General features: G+C 62.9%; 16 protein-coding genes. 9 read left to right on the top strand and 7 right to left on the bottom strand.

Annotated elements, in window-relative coordinates; all coding sequences use genetic code 11:
- The first annotated feature begins 69 nt into the window (after window positions 1-69).
- The 4 genes from AB8A50_RS18145 to AB8A50_RS18130 all read left to right on the top strand — a co-directional run bounded on the left by AB8A50_RS18145 (window position 70) and on the right by AB8A50_RS18130 (window position 2,839).
- Window positions 70-453, top strand: a complete 384-nt coding sequence (locus AB8A50_RS18145; protein ID WP_320445641.1) for a CidA/LrgA family protein — start codon at window positions 70-72, stop codon at window positions 451-453.
- Window positions 453-1,175: an LrgB family protein gene (locus AB8A50_RS18140; protein ID WP_439078488.1), complete on the top strand. Its 723-nt coding sequence runs from the start codon at window positions 453-455 to the stop codon at window positions 1,173-1,175. The genes AB8A50_RS18145 and AB8A50_RS18140 overlap by 1 nt, the downstream gene beginning before the upstream one ends.
- Window positions 1,176-1,348: 173 nt before the next feature.
- Window positions 1,349-2,128 (top strand): sulfite exporter TauE/SafE family protein, encoded by a 780-nt coding sequence (locus AB8A50_RS18135; protein WP_068729255.1) that lies wholly within the window; start codon window positions 1,349-1,351, stop codon window positions 2,126-2,128.
- 33 nt (window positions 2,129-2,161) lie between these two features.
- Window positions 2,162-2,839 (top strand): DsbA family protein, encoded by a 678-nt coding sequence (locus AB8A50_RS18130; RefSeq protein WP_093757425.1) that lies wholly within the window; start codon window positions 2,162-2,164, stop codon window positions 2,837-2,839.
- A 90-nt stretch (window positions 2,840-2,929) separates the two neighbouring features.
- Here the strand turns inward: AB8A50_RS18130 and AB8A50_RS18125 are convergent, their stop codons facing one another.
- On the bottom strand, window positions 2,930-3,145 hold the full coding sequence (locus AB8A50_RS18125) for a hypothetical protein (protein ID WP_068730379.1): 216 nt from the start codon (window positions 3,143-3,145) through the stop codon (window positions 2,930-2,932).
- A 134-nt stretch (window positions 3,146-3,279) separates the two neighbouring features.
- Here AB8A50_RS18125 and AB8A50_RS18120 point away from each other — a divergent pair, with 134 nt between their 5' ends.
- The gene (locus AB8A50_RS18120) at window positions 3,280-3,936 is read left to right on the top strand and encodes a DNA-3-methyladenine glycosylase family protein (RefSeq protein WP_231079030.1); all 657 of its coding nucleotides are present in this window, start codon (window positions 3,280-3,282) and stop codon (window positions 3,934-3,936) included.
- Window positions 3,937-3,974: 38 nt separating this feature from the next.
- Here AB8A50_RS18120 and AB8A50_RS18115 read toward each other — a convergent pair whose 3' ends face one another.
- The gene (locus tag AB8A50_RS18115; protein WP_439078487.1) at window positions 3,975-4,394 is read right to left on the bottom strand and encodes a winged helix-turn-helix transcriptional regulator; all 420 of its coding nucleotides are present in this window, start codon (window positions 4,392-4,394) and stop codon (window positions 3,975-3,977) included.
- Window positions 4,395-4,468: 74 nt separating this feature from the next.
- On the opposite strand from AB8A50_RS18115, the gene AB8A50_RS18110 reads away from it, so the two are divergent.
- The gene (locus AB8A50_RS18110) at window positions 4,469-5,260 is read left to right on the top strand and encodes an SDR family oxidoreductase (RefSeq protein WP_093758148.1); all 792 of its coding nucleotides are present in this window, start codon (window positions 4,469-4,471) and stop codon (window positions 5,258-5,260) included.
- A gap of 168 nt (window positions 5,261-5,428) precedes the next feature.
- On the top strand, window positions 5,429-6,460 hold the full coding sequence (locus AB8A50_RS18105; RefSeq protein ID WP_439079992.1) for a DUF2855 family protein: 1,032 nt from the start codon (window positions 5,429-5,431) through the stop codon (window positions 6,458-6,460).
- 10 nt (window positions 6,461-6,470) lie between these two features.
- Here AB8A50_RS18105 and AB8A50_RS18100 read toward each other — a convergent pair whose 3' ends face one another.
- Window positions 6,471-8,225 (bottom strand): chloride channel protein, encoded by a 1,755-nt coding sequence (locus AB8A50_RS18100; protein ID WP_439078486.1) that lies wholly within the window; start codon window positions 8,223-8,225, stop codon window positions 6,471-6,473.
- Window positions 8,226-8,446: 221 nt separating this feature from the next.
- Here AB8A50_RS18100 and AB8A50_RS18095 point away from each other — a divergent pair, with 221 nt between their 5' ends.
- Entirely contained in the window at window positions 8,447-9,004 is a 558-nt protein-coding gene (locus AB8A50_RS18095; RefSeq protein WP_089267641.1) for an HNH endonuclease, read from the top strand.
- Between the two features lie 26 nt (window positions 9,005-9,030).
- Here the strand turns inward: AB8A50_RS18095 and AB8A50_RS18090 are convergent, their stop codons facing one another.
- Genes AB8A50_RS18090 through AB8A50_RS18075 form a run of 4 tightly spaced genes read right to left on the bottom strand, consistent with a single transcriptional unit; the run spans window position 9,031 to window position 12,587 of the window.
- Entirely contained in the window at window positions 9,031-10,008 is a 978-nt protein-coding gene (locus tag AB8A50_RS18090; protein ID WP_439078485.1) for a Bug family tripartite tricarboxylate transporter substrate binding protein, read from the bottom strand.
- Between the two features lie 57 nt (window positions 10,009-10,065).
- Window positions 10,066-10,962, bottom strand: coding sequence for a polysaccharide deacetylase family protein (locus AB8A50_RS18085; RefSeq protein WP_439078484.1), 897 nt, complete (start codon window positions 10,960-10,962; stop codon window positions 10,066-10,068).
- A 36-nt stretch (window positions 10,963-10,998) separates the two neighbouring features.
- A complete protein-coding gene (locus AB8A50_RS18080; protein WP_439078483.1) occupies window positions 10,999-11,895 on the bottom strand; it encodes a fumarylacetoacetate hydrolase family protein in 897 nt (298 codons plus the stop codon).
- Window positions 11,892-12,587, bottom strand: a complete 696-nt coding sequence (locus AB8A50_RS18075; RefSeq protein ID WP_439078482.1) for a GntR family transcriptional regulator — start codon at window positions 12,585-12,587, stop codon at window positions 11,892-11,894. The genes AB8A50_RS18080 and AB8A50_RS18075 overlap by 4 nt, the downstream gene beginning before the upstream one ends.
- A 219-nt stretch (window positions 12,588-12,806) precedes the next feature.
- Between AB8A50_RS18075 and AB8A50_RS18070 the strand changes: the two genes are divergently transcribed.
- The gene (locus AB8A50_RS18070) at window positions 12,807-13,883 is read left to right on the top strand and encodes a phospholipase (RefSeq protein ID WP_439078481.1); all 1,077 of its coding nucleotides are present in this window, start codon (window positions 12,807-12,809) and stop codon (window positions 13,881-13,883) included.
- Window positions 13,884-13,893 lie beyond the last annotated feature (10 nt).

The following is a 13,893-nucleotide window of genomic DNA, read 5'->3' as shown; positions in this document are numbered from 1 at the left end:
CCGCGCGCTGGGGTTGATCGACATCACTTGCTTCGCGGGCGATAACGATCCGTCACCCGCGGAGTCCCCATGATTGCCAGTCTTTCCCTGATCCTGCTGTGCCAACTCGCCGGCGAGATTGCCGTGCGCGCTTTTGCATGGCCGGTGCCCGGCCCGGTGCTCGGCATGCTGTTGCTGCTCGTCCTGTTGTTGCTGCGTGACCGTGCCGTGCTGTTCGCGCAGGGGCCGCTGCAGGGCGGCGGCGTGGAGAATGCCGCGAGGGGCCTGCTCGCGCATCTGTCGCTGATGTTCATTCCCGCCGGTGTCGGCGTGGTGCAGAAGCTCGATCTGCTGGCCGAGCATGGCACGGCCATCGTCGGCGTTCTGGCGATCTCGGTCGTGATCACGCTGCTGGTGACGGTGGCGACGTTCCTCATTATCAGCCGGGTCATGACACGCGGGCGAAGCGCGTGATGACCGCCAATCCGTTCTCGCTCTGGGTCTATCTCTCGCAGCAGCCGCTGCTCTGGCTGACCGTGACGCTGCTGGTCTATGCGACGGCGGATGCCCTGTCGCTGGCGACCGGCCGGCATCCATTCGCCAATCCGGTGTTCCACTCGATGTGGATCATCGCCGTGTTCCTGCTGCTGACCGGGACGTCCTACACAACCTATTTCAGCGGTGCGCAATTCGTGCACTTCCTGCTCGGTCCGGCGACCGTGGCACTGGCCGTACCACTCTATGAGAATCGCAAGGTCGTGGCGGCAGCGATCGTGCCGATGCTCGCCGCGCTGGTGGTCGGCTGTGCCACGGCGATCCTCTCGGTCGTGTTGCTCGCAAAGGCCTTCGGCCTGCCGAACAACGTGGTGCTGTCGCTGGCGCCGAAATCGGTCACTGCCGGCGTCGCCATGGGCATCAGCGAGTCGCTCGGCGCTGACGCATCGCTGACCGCGGTGGCGGTGGTGCTCACAGGCATCATGGGGGCGATCATCGTCACGCCGATGATGAACCGCATGTGCATCAGCGACTATCGCGCCCGTGGCTTTGCCGTCGGATTGGCGTCGCATGGGATCGGCACCGCACGGGCCTTTCAGGTGGATGCCGTGGCCGGCGTCTTTGCTGGCATCGCCATGAGCCTGAATGCGCTGGTGACCTCTCTACTGGTTCCGCTTGCCGTCACCCTGCTGGTGCGCTGATGGTCACGACAGCGTTTTCCCGGCAGGCGGATTTGTGATGCCGGCTGCATGGAGCCGGGCCGGAAAGGTCATTATGGTCACGCCGTTGCGTGCATGATCCGAACAAGTGGACACTGATTTTTTCGAAAGATCATGCTCAGATGAGAAGATGAGAAGATGAGAATCAGCCGTTCATGATGACTGTGATGCAAGGGGCGCTCGGCCTGGCTTCGGGCGCACTGGTCGGCTTCTCGCTCGGCCTGGTCGGTGGCGGCGGCTCGATCCTCGCTGTGCCGCTGATGGTCTATGTCGTCGGCGTGCCCGAGCCGCATGTCGCGATCGGCACCAGCGCCATTGCGGTCGCGGCCAATGCGGCGGTCAATCTCGGCAATCATGCGCGTGGCGGCAATGTGCACTGGTCCTGCGCGCTGGTGTTTGCTGCTGCAGGAATCGCCGGTGCGCTCGGAGGCTCGATTCTCGGCAAGCAGGTGGACGGGCAGAATTTGCTGGCGCTGTTCGCGGTCCTGATGCTGGTGATCGCCGTGCTGATGCTGAAGACGCGCGCCCAAGTCGGTGAGCACCGGGTTGAGATCAGCATGTCGAACACGCCTTCGCTGCTTGCGTTGGGTCTTGTCACCGGCGCGCTGTCTGGCTTCTTCGGAATCGGTGGCGGCTTTCTGATCGTGCCGGCGCTGATGGCGGCCACGGGCATGTCGATCATGAGTGCGATCTCGTCGTCGTTGGTGGCGGTCACCGCATTCGGTCTCACCACGGCATCGAGCTATGCCTGGTCCGGGCTGATCTCCTGGAAGCTCGCGCTGGTATTCATTCTGGGTGGTCTGCTCGGCGGACTGTTGGGAACCAGCCTGGCGCGGCATCTGTCGCTGCGGCGGGGCGCGTTGAATACCGTTTTTGCGTCTATCATTATCGTCGTGGCGCTCTATATGTTGGCCCGCAACATCTACATCACCTGAGCGCTGGCTCATGATGCGTCTTCGGAGAACATCATGACCGCCGCAATCCGCGAGACCTCGAAGACCGCCACGACGCGCCGCGCTGCGCTCGGGCTTTTCGGTGGCGCCATGCTGCTCGGCGCGTCCGGCAAGGTGCTCGCGGCATCTGGTGCCGCCAAGGACGAAGACGTCCTTAACGAAGCCGCGGTACTCCGCGATCCGGACATCCCGGCCGCCGGCAACCCGAAGGGCGACATCACCATCGTCGAATATTTCGACTACCAATGCCCCTATTGCCGCAAGATCGCCCCCGACCTGCGCGCCCTGGTGAAGGAAGACGGCAAGGTTCGCCTGGTGTCGAAGGATTGGCCGATCCTCGGGCCGGTGTCCGTCTATGCGGCCCGTCTCGTGCTCGCTGCCAGATACCAGAACAAGTTCATCGAGGCGCAGGACGCCCTGATCAGCCTCGATACCAAACTGACGGAAGCGATAGCGCGTGACCGGCTCGCCAAGGCCGGTATCGATGTCGATCGCGCCGTCGCCGATCTGCAGAAAAATCAGGATGCGATCGTTGCCAAGCTGAAGCAGATCGATGAGCAGGCGACGGCTTTCGGCTTCAACGGCACGCCATCCTTCATTGTCGGCAAGTTCCGCATTCCCGGACCGATCACCAAAGAACAGTTTGTTCTCGCGATCGCCGATGCGCGTAAGGCCGCGGCTGCGAAGAAGTAAAAGTCGGCACGTTCAAGACAGAAAAATGCCCCCGCTCATCGGCGAGGGCATCTTTGATCGGCGTAACCAGTCTTCTCGTTGCTGATGTGCTTACGACTTCACCTGCGAGGTGAGCTTGGCCCAATCCTGCTTGGTGCGCGTCTTCAGTGCTTCCCACTCATTGGCAGCAACATCCCAGTTGACGATCGTCCGACGCTCCTGCGCCGTCTGGCCGTTCGCCACTGACGAGGTCGACATCGAATCGTAGATGTAAACGCCGATGCCCAGGATCAGTGCACCCAGGATCATTCCAAAAAACGTCCGCATAGCGGTAGCCTCCATTGAACCCAAACAACGCGATATCCGGGGCTTTGGTTCCCGGTTGCATGGTGCGCTATTGCCGCAGCGCATTCATTGGCAGCATTGATCTTGCGGTCACGCCGTGGTGATCCTTGGGGATCATGACCGTTCATCTTACCGATCAATCCGTGCTCGACGATGCCGTTATGGAGCTGGTGAAGCTCGACCCGCGGCTGAAACCGATCCTGGCCATGGCCGGGATGCCGGCACTTCGGCAACGTGCGCCGGGCTTCGAAGGGCTTGCGCAGATCGTCTGCGGGCAGCAGGTCTCGGTGGCGTCGGCTTCAGCGATCTGGGGCCGCGTCTCGGGCGCCTTCTCGCCATTCGATCATCACGCCATCCGCAAGGCGCGTACCGATCGCCTGGGCCGGCTTGGCCTGTCGGCGGCGAAGATCAAGACGTTGAAGGCGCTGGCGCGCGAACTCGTCGAGGAGCGGTTGAATCTCGATGTGCTCGCCGAGGAAGACGCCGACGCCGCGCATAACACGCTGGTCGCGTTGCACGGCATCGGTCCGTGGACGGCCGACGTCTATCTGCTGTTTTGTCTCGGCCATGGCGACGCATGGCCGGCGGGCGATGTCGCCATTCAGGAATCCATCAAGGTCGGGCTCGGTCTCAAGGAGCGTCCGACCGTGAAACAGATGGCGCCGCTGGCCGAACCATGGCGTCCGCTGCGTGGTGCGGCGGCGCATCTGTGGTGGGCTTACTATCACGCCATCAAGAAGCGCGAAGGCGTGATCGGCAAACCGGCGAAGTGAAAACGTCGCGGGCCGCGGCATCGACTGGGCGGGCCAGGCTATTCCTCGGCAGGAGGCGAGGTGGATGTCCCCATGGCAGATACCGCGGCGTCGGACGCTGGCTTCCATACGAACCATGTGAGCAGTGTGTCGAGCGAAGGGCAAAGAGACTCGCCCCAATCCGTTAGCGCATATTCAACCTTCGGCGGCACCTGTGCATGCACGACGCGTCGAACGATGCCGTCGGCCTCGAGCTGCCGCAATTGCTGCGCGAGCATCTTCTGCGAGGCCGCAGGGATTGCGCGTTCGAGTTCGGAGAAGCGCAAAATTCGGCCGCCGAACAGACGAAACAGGATTTCCAGCTTCCAGCGTCCGCCGATCATCTTCAGCGACTGCTCGATCCCGTCCGATGCGGTCGTCGCAGTCCACGGTTCCTTACCTGGAGGTAAGCCCCCCACTTTCTCGTGCGTTCTTGTCATTCGGCAAACATATCCGCATTTCCCTCGCAGACAATGCGCCGCGCTGTGCGGATGTGAAAATGAGGAACTGGACGATGACAAATCATCAGGCGGGCGGCGAACTCGCTGGCAAGCGGGCGCTCGTGACCGGTGGGACCAAAGGTATTGGTGCAGCCGTCGTCGCGTGTCTGCTGGCACAGGGTGCAGTGGTGCTCACGACAGCGCGCAACAGGCCGGCCGGCATGCCGGACCATGCAGGCTTCGTCGTTGCTGACGTTGCCACCGCCGACGGGTGCACGGCGCTCGCCGACGCGGTCCTGAAGCGCCTCGGCGGCATCGATATCATTGTCCACGTCGTTGGCGGGTCGTCCGCGTCTGCGGGCGGTTTCGCAAAGCTCGATGACGCCGCTTGGCAGCGCGCAATGGACCTGAATCTCTATGCTGCCGTCCGACTGGATCGCGCTCTGTTGCCGTCGATGCTGGAGCAGAAATCCGGCGTGATCATTCATGTCACTTCGATCCAGCGTGTGCTGCCGTTGCACGATGCCACGATGGCCTACGCGGCAGCGAAAGCGGCACTCGGAAACTACAGCAAGGCGCTATCAAAGGAAGTTAGCCCGAAAGGCATCCGCGTGGTGCGCGTCTCGCCGGGCTGGGTGGAAACCGAGGCCGCCGTCGGGCTGGTGCAGACGATCGCCGACGAGAACAGCACCGATTACGAGGGCGCGCAGAGAATGCTGATGGATTCGCTCGGCGGTATTCCGCTCGGACGCCCGGCCAGGCCGCACGAAGTCGGGGACCTCGTGGCATTTCTGGCATCGCCGCGCGCTGCATCAATCACTGGTGCAGAATTCGTGATCGACGGCGGCACGGTTCCCACGGTGTAGTCGAACAGTGTTTGAAACGGACGTTGTTTTAAACACCCGCGCTGTCGCAAAACAGACATCGCGCGCAGGAATGATCGCAGCGGCAAAACGCTGCGGAGTTCGAACATGAGCACGTATACGCAATTCAATATTTCCAAGACTGATTTTGAAAGTACGACGCTTCGACAGATGTCGCTGCCGAGGCTCGACGAACTATCCGACGACTGCCTTCTGGTTGAGGTCGAACGCTTCGCCTTCACCGCCAACAATATCACTTATGCGATGCTAGGCGATGTCATGAAATACTGGCAGTTGTTCAAGGCGCCTGACGGCTTCGGCAATATTCCGGTCTGGGGTTTCGGCAAGGTGATCGCCTCGATGCACCCGCAGATCGCCGAAGGCGAGCGGCTGTTCGGCTATTTCCCGATGGCCTCGCACCTGGTGATCGAGGCCGCGGATGTCAGCAAGCGCGGCCTGCGCGACGGCGCGGCGCATCGGCAGGGCGTGGCGCCGGTCTACAATGCCTATGCGCGGGTGACCGGTGATCCGGCCTTTGCCGGGCGCAATGGCGACTATCAGGCGCTGCTGCGGCCGCTCTTCATGCTCTCGTTCCTGGTCGATGATTTTCTCGCCGAGGAGGCCTTCTTCGGTGCACGCACCGTCATTCTCTCCAGTGCCTCCAGCAAGACAGCCTTCGGTCTCGCGCATCTGTTGCGCAGCAAGCGCAAGCCGGTTCGTGTGATCGGACTCACATCAACGGGCAACGCCGATTTCGTGCGGTCGCTCGGCTGCTACGACGATGTCGTGCTCTACGATCATATCGATACGCTGCCCGCGGATCAGCCGGTGGCCTTCGTCGATATGGCCGGGAATGCCGACCTGCGCGGCCGGCTGCATCGGCACCTCAAGCACAAACTCGTTTATAGCGGGCGCGTCGGGCTCACCCATCAGGATACAGCGGTAGATGAGGAGCTTCCCGGTGCCAAGCCCTCATGGTTCTTCGCGCCGGACCAGATCCGCAAGCGTGCCAAAGAATGGGGACCGGGCGGCATTGATACCCGCTTTAACGCGGCGTGGTCGGGATTCCTGCCGCTGCTGGAACAGTCGCTCGAGATTGCCGAGAGCCGTGGCCCTGTCGCCGTCGAGAATATCTATCGCGATACACTGGCCGGCCGGGTGCCGCCCGATCAGGGGCATATGCTGTCGCTCGCGGACGGCTAACGGCTGACCATCACATCTCGCCGAGGGCTTCGCGGCGGCGCTGCTCGGACTCTTCGGCGTAGCGCCGTGTCGCGTGGGCTTCCGAGAGCGTGCCGAGCACGCGGTGGCTTTCGGCCTCGACCACCGCCAGCGATTCCGCTTCGGCGCCCTCGAATACCACCATGGCGTCGCGGATGTTCATGTCCGGATGCAGGACGACGTCGCGACAATGCAGCAGGCTGTCGAGCCGAAAGGCCGTCACGTCAGGCGAATGCGCTTCAGCGACGATGGCGAGGCCGACATAGCGGCCTTCGGGATCGACGGCGACGACCTGGGTCTTCGAGCCGAGCGGGAATTTCTCGCGGAATTCGTCGAGTGGCATGGTGGAGTCGACGGTCGGGACGTCCGGGCGCAGCAGCCGCCTGACGGTGAGATCGCGGATCCAGCCGACGTCCGCGGCGCTGCGGATGGTCTCGCCGCGCAGGTGCAGGCGCCATGTGGCGAAGGAGTAGCCGAACAGCTCGCGCGTCATTTGGGTGGAGATGATGACAGCCACCAGCACCGCGGTGGTGAGCCAGAGATTGCCGGTGGATTCGAGCGCGATGAACGACATGGTGAGCGGGCCGCCGATCACCGAGGCGGACAGCGCGCTCATGCCGATGATGGTGTAGACGGCGGGATCGATGGTGAAGCCGATGCCGGTCGCATTGAAGCCGACCGCGAACAGATGGCCGCCGAGCGCGCCGAGAAACAGCGTGGCAAAAAACAGACCGCCACGAAAACCGGTGCCGAGCGAAACAATCGAGGCGAGCGTTTTCAGCGCCATCACGAAGGCCACCAATGCGACCGGATAGGCCGTCATGCCGCCGAAATGCAGCGCGCCGTGTCCGGATGCCATGACTTGCGGCGTCAGCAGCGCCATCAATCCGACCAGCAGCCCGCCCAGCGCCGGACGCAGCGGCGGCCACAATTTGATTTTGGTGAGCAGCGCTTCGGTCCAGGCGACGACGCGCATGATGCCGATGCCGAAGGTCGCGGCGAACACGCCGAGCAAGGCCGCCACTGCGAGATCATGACCGAGCACGTCGCCGAACCGGCCGGCAACGACGCCAAGCGATAGTGGATCGAAGGCATGGGCTACGAAGTAGCCGGTCACTGCGGCAACGCCGACCGGCATCAGACTCGCCGATGTGTAGCCGCCGATCACCAGTTCGAAGGCATAGAACGCGCCGGCCAGCGGCGCACCGAATGCGCCGGCAATCGCGGCTGCCGCACCGCAGCCGACCATCACGCGCTGGTCGCCGCGACGCAGGTGGAAGGCGCGCCCGATGGAGGCACCGAGCCCGCTGGCGAGCTGGGTGTAGCCGGCCTCGAGGCCGACTGAGGCGCCGACACCGCTGGACCACACGGTTTGCAGCGCGACGATGACGCTGCCGCGGAATGACATCCGTCCCCCATGGAGCGCGTTGGCCTCGATAGGGTCGACCTCGCGGGCCGGTCGCCAGCGCAACAGCCACAGGAAGGCGACCCCCAGCAGCAGCCCGCCAAAGGTGGGAACCAGAATCGCGCGCACCGGATCAATCCAGAACTGGCTGGAGAGCCGCTGGCCCCATTCCAGATTGAACAACACCGCGTGAAGAACGCTGACCGCAGCGCTCATGGCGGCCACCACGAGACCGCCGATCACGCCGATCAGCGCTGCCAGAATCGCAAGGCTGGTTTCATGCGCACGGACAAAGGCGCGCAGCCGTTGCGGGGCCTCGAGATAGCGGGAGGAAGGGAGCATCGGGCAGCGTCCGGTATTTGCGGCCGCGAACCGGGCGCGCGCCACGGGGTTTAGCGGCAGGCGCTGCGACAGACCACCCGCAGTTCCCAGAAAAGCGTCCCAACACGGCGCTTTTGTGAGGGGATAAGGTCTGCCCTATGCCCTTCACAACCCTGTCACGCTGCCTGTAGTATGTGGAGACAGGTTGCTTCGCAGCCATATGTGGGGGTCAGGAGCGTTACTTGAACGCACATGTCTCGCAAGGCGGTTGGCCGGTTCTGGTCCTCAATGCGGACTTCCGGCCGCTGAGTTACTACCCACTGTCGCTGTGGTCGTGGCAAGACGCGATCAAGGCAGTGTTTCTCGACCGTGTGAATATCGTAGAGCACTACGATCACGCGGTGCGGAGTCCTTCGTTCGAATTTCAGCTGCCCAGCGTGGTGTCGCTGAAGTCGTTCGTGAAGCCGACGACGCATCCGGCCTTCACCCGGTTCAACGTTTTCCTGCGCGACCGCTTCTCCTGCCAGTATTGCGGCTCGCATGACGACCTGACCTTCGATCATATCATCCCACGCTCCAAGGGTGGCCAGACCACCTGGGAGAACGTTGTTGCGGCCTGTTCGCCTTGCAATCTGCGCAAGGGCAACATGACCACGCAGCAGGCGCGCATGTTCCCGCGCCAGACGGCGTTCGCGCCGACGGTGCACCAGCTGCATCGCAACGGCCGGCTGTTTCCGCCGAACTATCTGCACGGCAGCTGGCTGGACTATCTCTACTGGGATACGGAACTGGATCCGTAGGGGCGTCGGGCGCTACGCCTAGGTCGCTATTCCTGCTTCAGCTCGAGCTTGCGGATGATATCGCCCCATTTGGTGATCTCTCCGCGCACATAGGTCTGAGAGTCGGTCACCGAACCGCCAACGGCGGCAAAGCCGATGCGCTCGAATTGTTCGCGAACACTTGCTTCTGTAAGCGTCTTGTTCACGTCGGCGTTGAGCTTGTCGACGACGGCCTGCGGCGTCCTGGCCGGCACCAGGAATGCCACCCAGGTCGCATCCTCGTCGTCACTCAGTCCGAGCTCGCGCGCGGTCGGGACATCCGGAAGTGATGGCATGCGCTCGCGGCTTGTCACGGCCAGTGCCTTGACCTGTTTGCCCTTCACCAGCTCCATCGCCGCGGGCAAGGCGACACTGGCCAGAGGCGTGTGACCGCCCATCACCGCATTTAGCGCGGGACCTGCACCCGTGAACGGCGCATGTACAATGTTGGCTTTGGCGTTGAGCCTGAATATTTTTTCGGCCGACAGATGCGGCGTGGTGCCGACACCGGCAGTGCCATAGGTGAAGTTTTCCTTGGCGGCAGAGGCGATCACCTCGCGCAGGGTCGATGCTGTGAGACTAGGCGCGCCGACGATCAGATTGGGCGTGGTCGCCGCGACCACCACGGTCTTGAATTCGTCCGGCGAATAACCGGCCTTTGCCGACAGGCTCGGATTGACGGCGAATGCGCTTGTCGTCACCAGCACGGTATAGCCATTGGGTTCGGCCCTTGCAGCCGCGGCAGCCGCGATATTGCCACCGGCGCCACCGCGATTCTCGATTACGACGGGTTCGCGCCACAGGTCGTTCAGTTTCTGTCCGACAATGCGCGCGATGATATCGGCGGGGCCGCCCGGCGCGAAAGCGACGAGCAGGCGCACCGGCTGCGCCGGGTAGGGCTGCTGGGCGACGGCGGGACCGATCGCCGTCAGCAGCGCAGCGGTGATCACGACCGCGCTGGATGCGCGCTTGAAGAAGTGCGTCATGAGATTCCTCCTCGATGTTTTTTCGGGAGGCTTTTGCGCCTCCTCAACGGGTGTGGTTCAGAACACCTCGTCCTTGAACCACTGGCCCTGCGCCAGCGCGTATTCGGCAATCTCCATACGCGTGCCGATCCAGACATCGTCGCGCTTGCGCGCCAGCTTGATCATGGCGTCGTAAACCCACGCGCCTGCTGGCCGACCGAACACATGGGTATGCGCGGTGACATCGAGCATGAACGGTGCCGCGTCGGCCTGGTTTGCATTGTCGAGGATGGCGCGGAACTGGTCGATCAGCGTTGCCGGCGCATTGCCGTAGCGGATGCTGTGCGGCAGATCGTTCACGTCCATCGTCAGCGGAATGCCGACGATGCGTTGTTCCGACGCATCTTTCTGCGTGATAATCGAGGGCAGGTCGTCGTCATTGCAGTCGCCGAACCAGACATAGCCTTCCTCAGCGAGCAGCTTTGGCGAAATCAGGCTTCCGGTGCCACGTGGGCTGATCCATCCTTTCGGACGTTCGCCGGTGACGGCGGCGATGAGGTCACCGGTGCGGCGGATATTGGCGCGCTCACCGGCCTCGTCGAAATAGACCGGGATGACATCCATGCCATAGGAATGCGCCACGATCTCGTGACCAGCGGCATGAAGCTCCTTCAGCACGGTCGGGTGGGTTTCGGCGAGCACGCCGTTGACCATGATGCTGGTCTTCACATCGTTTGCGGCAGCGATGCGCGTGAGGCGCTGGATGCCGCGCACGGCGCCGTAGCTTGCCCAGGAATGTGCGTTGGTATCGAAAAAGCCGGGCTGCAACACGTTGCCCATCGGCCCGATGCCCGGTGCCTTGCCGGGCGACCAGGCCTCATAGGCCAGATTGAAGACGATGCCGATGCGTGCGCCATTCGGCCAGCGAAAGTCCGACGTCGCGCGCTGTACGCGAAATGTCCGGGAATCACTCATGTTGTTGTCCTTGTTTTTGGCGAGTGCGGTGCCGTGTCAGGCCACGATGCTGTTGGACAGGATGCCGATGCCTTCGATCTCGGCCGTGACGCGATCCCCCTTGAGCAGGAAGCGCGGTGGTGTCATCGCATAGCCGACCCCTGACGGAGTTCCAGTGGCGATCACGTCTCCGGGCTCCAGCGTGAGACCGCGCGTCAGATGTTCGATGATGGCCGGGATATCGAAGATCATGCGGCTGGTGCGGCTGTCCTGGCGTACCTCGCCATTGACCGTGCTGAAGATCCTGATGTCGGCAACATTCGGCAGCGCCGACGCATGGACCACAACCGGCCCGAATGGGCAGGAGCGATCGAGGCCCTTGCCTTTGAACCACTGGCCGTAACGGCGTTGCATGTCGCGGCCGGTGATATCGTTGATGATCGAATAGCCGAACACATGATCGAAGGCGTTCTGTGCGGAAATGTTGCTGCCCGGCTTGCCGATGATGACGGCGAGCTCGACCTCGTAATCGAGCTGTTCGGTGACATTGGCATGCTGCGGAATGGTTTCACCTGAAGCGATCACGGCGGTCGGCGGCTTGGTGAAGAATTCCGGCACGCTTGGCAGCGGCGCGGGCGCCTTGCCCTGCGCGCGCATGCCTTCGTCGATATGGTCCTTGTAATTGCGGCCGACGCAGAAAACGTTCTTCTTCGGCCGCGGGATCGGCGCCATCAGCGTCAGCGATGCCAGCGCAACAAGGTTCGCGGCAGTCGCGGTGGATGCGAGATCACGCACGATGGCGAGCCCCGCCTCGCCGGCTTCGGCGAGATCGCCGACCTGGCGCGGCGCGGAGGCCTGGCCATCCGGCCACGCCTTCGTCAGATCGAGAACATTGTCATCGATCACGAGGCCGAGATGCGATCCGTCTGCGGCTGCAAAAGTCAGGAAGATCATGGTGTGGTCTCATTCTGTTCGGGGAGGTCAAATTCTTTCAGCGACGCCGCTGCCTGGTCGCGCAGCAAACGGACATGCCGTCGTGCGAGCATTTCCGCGCGGTCGGGATCGCGCTGTGCGATCGCGTCGATGATGTCGTGGTGCTCATGAAACGATTGCGAGCCGCGATTGAGCCGCTCGATGAAGCGCAGTCCCGCCATTTTCAGATGGCCGAATGAGTCCCATGTTTTGCCGAGCAGGGCGTTGCCGCTCTCTTTGATCATCAGCGCATGAAAGGCGGTGTTGGCAGCGGCATATTCGGCGGGGCGTGCCAGCGCGCCGGCCTCATCGAAATCGGCGAATACGGCCCGCAGGCGGAACGCGACATCATTCGCACCGTTGAGGGCGACTTCGCGTGCTGCCAGACCTTCCAGCATTTCTCGGATCGACAGCCATTCGAGATATTCCGGCAGCGATGTCGGCATCAGCCGTGCGCCGCGGCGCGGGCGAAACGTGATCAGCCCTTCCTGCTCGAGCCTGCGCATGGCCTCACGTACGGGCGTCCGGCTGACCCCGAGCTCTGCCGCAAGCTCCTCTTCGCGAAGTCGCAAGGGGGCCGTGAGGCCGGCCGCGCGCACCCCCAGTCGAACTTTCAGGGCCGTATAGACCTCGTCTCTCAGATAGGGCCTGGCGGCGATCGGGCTGATGCTCATGAATTTTGTATATGTATACAAAATCGAGAAGTCTATGGTATTTCAATGTTGCATCGCAGCGATCTTGCCGAATGTGAGTGACTTGGATGATCTGTAACTGGGGCTGATAGATCTTTCGCCGGGCGCGGAGATGGCCGCTTTGCCGTCGTATCAGTATGGTCTCTGGCCTCTCGCTCGGTCCTGGGTTGACGGAGCCAAACGATTTGCCCGGAGCTTCCGATGAGCGACATAGTCGTCGACGATATCGTTGTTCTGCTGCCGCCCCTGCTGCAGTCGCTCGAGGCGCTGCAATTCGTTGCGCGCAATCTGCATCCGCCGACTTTCGGTGCCGTCGTGGAAGCGGTGGGCGAGCCTGATCAGGCGCTCAAGGCGGTGCGCGCAGAGCTCAACGCATGGCCGGACGATTTCACTGATCTGCGGGCGCATCTCGATGCGGCGAGCGACGCGGCGCTGACGGCCTTTACCGGCCTGCGCGCCGCCCAGCAGCCCGGTGGCGATCTGCCGATGGTGTTTCGTGCATTGCGCCACGCCACGCGCGCGCAGGAATCGCTTTATGCCACGGTGGCGCGGCTGCCGCCGGTGAGTACGTTCTTTCTTCCGCCTGACATGCGCGAGAACACGGCACTGCTTGAACGACTGGCATTGCCTTCGGCAGAGAACACCGGCGTCATTCATGATGGCGAGCCCGGACGTCGCGGCGGTTTCTCGATGTATGTGCCGGAAACCTACAAGCCGGATCGTGCCTGGCCGCTGGTGATGGCGTTGCATGGCGGCAGCGGCAACGGCCGGGCTTTCTTGTGGAGCTGGCTCGCCGATGCGCGCAGCTCTGGCGCGATCCTCATCGCGCCGACGGCGATCGGCAGCACCTGGGCGCTAATGGGCGACGATGCCGATACGCCGAATCTTTCGCGCATTCTCGATCTGGTGCAGTCGCGCTGGCATATCGATCCCGCGCAATTGCTGCTGACCGGCATGAGCGATGGCGGCACCTTCTGCTATGTCAGCGGCCTCCGCGCCGAGTCGCCTTTCACCCATCTGGCGCCGGTGGCCTCGACCTTCCATCCGCTGATGGCGCAGTTTGCCGATGCAGATCGCCTGCGCGGGCTGCCGATCCATCTCGTTCATGGCCGTCTCGACTGGATGTTTCCGGTGCAGACCGCGCGCGAGGCACAGCAGGCGCTCACGATCGCCGGCGCCGATGTCACCTATCGCGAGATCGACGATCTCAGCCACTGCTATCCGCGCGAGGTCAATGCGGTGCTGCTGGCGTGGCTCGCAAAACGTCCCGGTGCGTAACCAAACGCCG

Origin of the sequence: Tardiphaga sp. 841_E9_N1_2 (genome assembly GCF_051811065.1) — a bacterium.
Classification (GTDB): Bacteria; Pseudomonadota; Alphaproteobacteria; order Rhizobiales; family Xanthobacteraceae; genus Tardiphaga; species Tardiphaga robiniae.
Note: the sequence above shows the minus strand (reverse complement) of the source record. Positions and strands in the feature narration are given on the sequence as shown.

Excerpts from the sequence above, each read along its gene's own strand:
- AB8A50_RS18140 (WP_439078488.1), top strand. The coding sequence starts at position 453 with ATGACCGCCAATCCGTTCTCGCTCTGGGTCTATCTCTCGCAGCAGCCG.
- AB8A50_RS18075 (WP_439078482.1), bottom strand. The coding sequence starts at position 12,587 with ATGAGCATCAGCCCGATCGCCGCCAGGCCCTATCTGAGAGACGAGGTC.
- AB8A50_RS18090 (WP_439078485.1), bottom strand. The coding sequence starts at position 10,008 with ATGACGCACTTCTTCAAGCGCGCATCCAGCGCGGTCGTGATCACCGCT.
- AB8A50_RS18085 (WP_439078484.1), bottom strand. The coding sequence starts at position 10,962 with ATGAGTGATTCCCGGACATTTCGCGTACAGCGCGCGACGTCGGACTTT.
- AB8A50_RS18070 (WP_439078481.1), top strand. The coding sequence starts at position 12,807 with ATGAGCGACATAGTCGTCGACGATATCGTTGTTCTGCTGCCGCCCCTG.
- AB8A50_RS18125 (WP_068730379.1), bottom strand. The coding sequence starts at position 3,145 with ATGCGGACGTTTTTTGGAATGATCCTGGGTGCACTGATCCTGGGCATC.
- AB8A50_RS18080 (WP_439078483.1), bottom strand. The coding sequence starts at position 11,895 with ATGATCTTCCTGACTTTTGCAGCCGCAGACGGATCGCATCTCGGCCTC.
- AB8A50_RS18145 (WP_320445641.1), top strand. The coding sequence starts at position 70 with ATGATTGCCAGTCTTTCCCTGATCCTGCTGTGCCAACTCGCCGGCGAG.
- AB8A50_RS18100 (WP_439078486.1), bottom strand. The coding sequence starts at position 8,225 with ATGCTCCCTTCCTCCCGCTATCTCGAGGCCCCGCAACGGCTGCGCGCC.
- AB8A50_RS18110 (WP_093758148.1), top strand. The coding sequence starts at position 4,469 with ATGACAAATCATCAGGCGGGCGGCGAACTCGCTGGCAAGCGGGCGCTC.
- AB8A50_RS18130 (WP_093757425.1), top strand. The coding sequence starts at position 2,162 with ATGACCGCCGCAATCCGCGAGACCTCGAAGACCGCCACGACGCGCCGC.
- AB8A50_RS18120 (WP_231079030.1), top strand. The coding sequence starts at position 3,280 with ATGACCGTTCATCTTACCGATCAATCCGTGCTCGACGATGCCGTTATG.
- AB8A50_RS18135 (WP_068729255.1), top strand. The coding sequence starts at position 1,349 with ATGATGACTGTGATGCAAGGGGCGCTCGGCCTGGCTTCGGGCGCACTG.
- AB8A50_RS18115 (WP_439078487.1), bottom strand. The coding sequence starts at position 4,394 with ATGACAAGAACGCACGAGAAAGTGGGGGGCTTACCTCCAGGTAAGGAA.
- AB8A50_RS18105 (WP_439079992.1), top strand. The coding sequence starts at position 5,429 with ATGTCGCTGCCGAGGCTCGACGAACTATCCGACGACTGCCTTCTGGTT.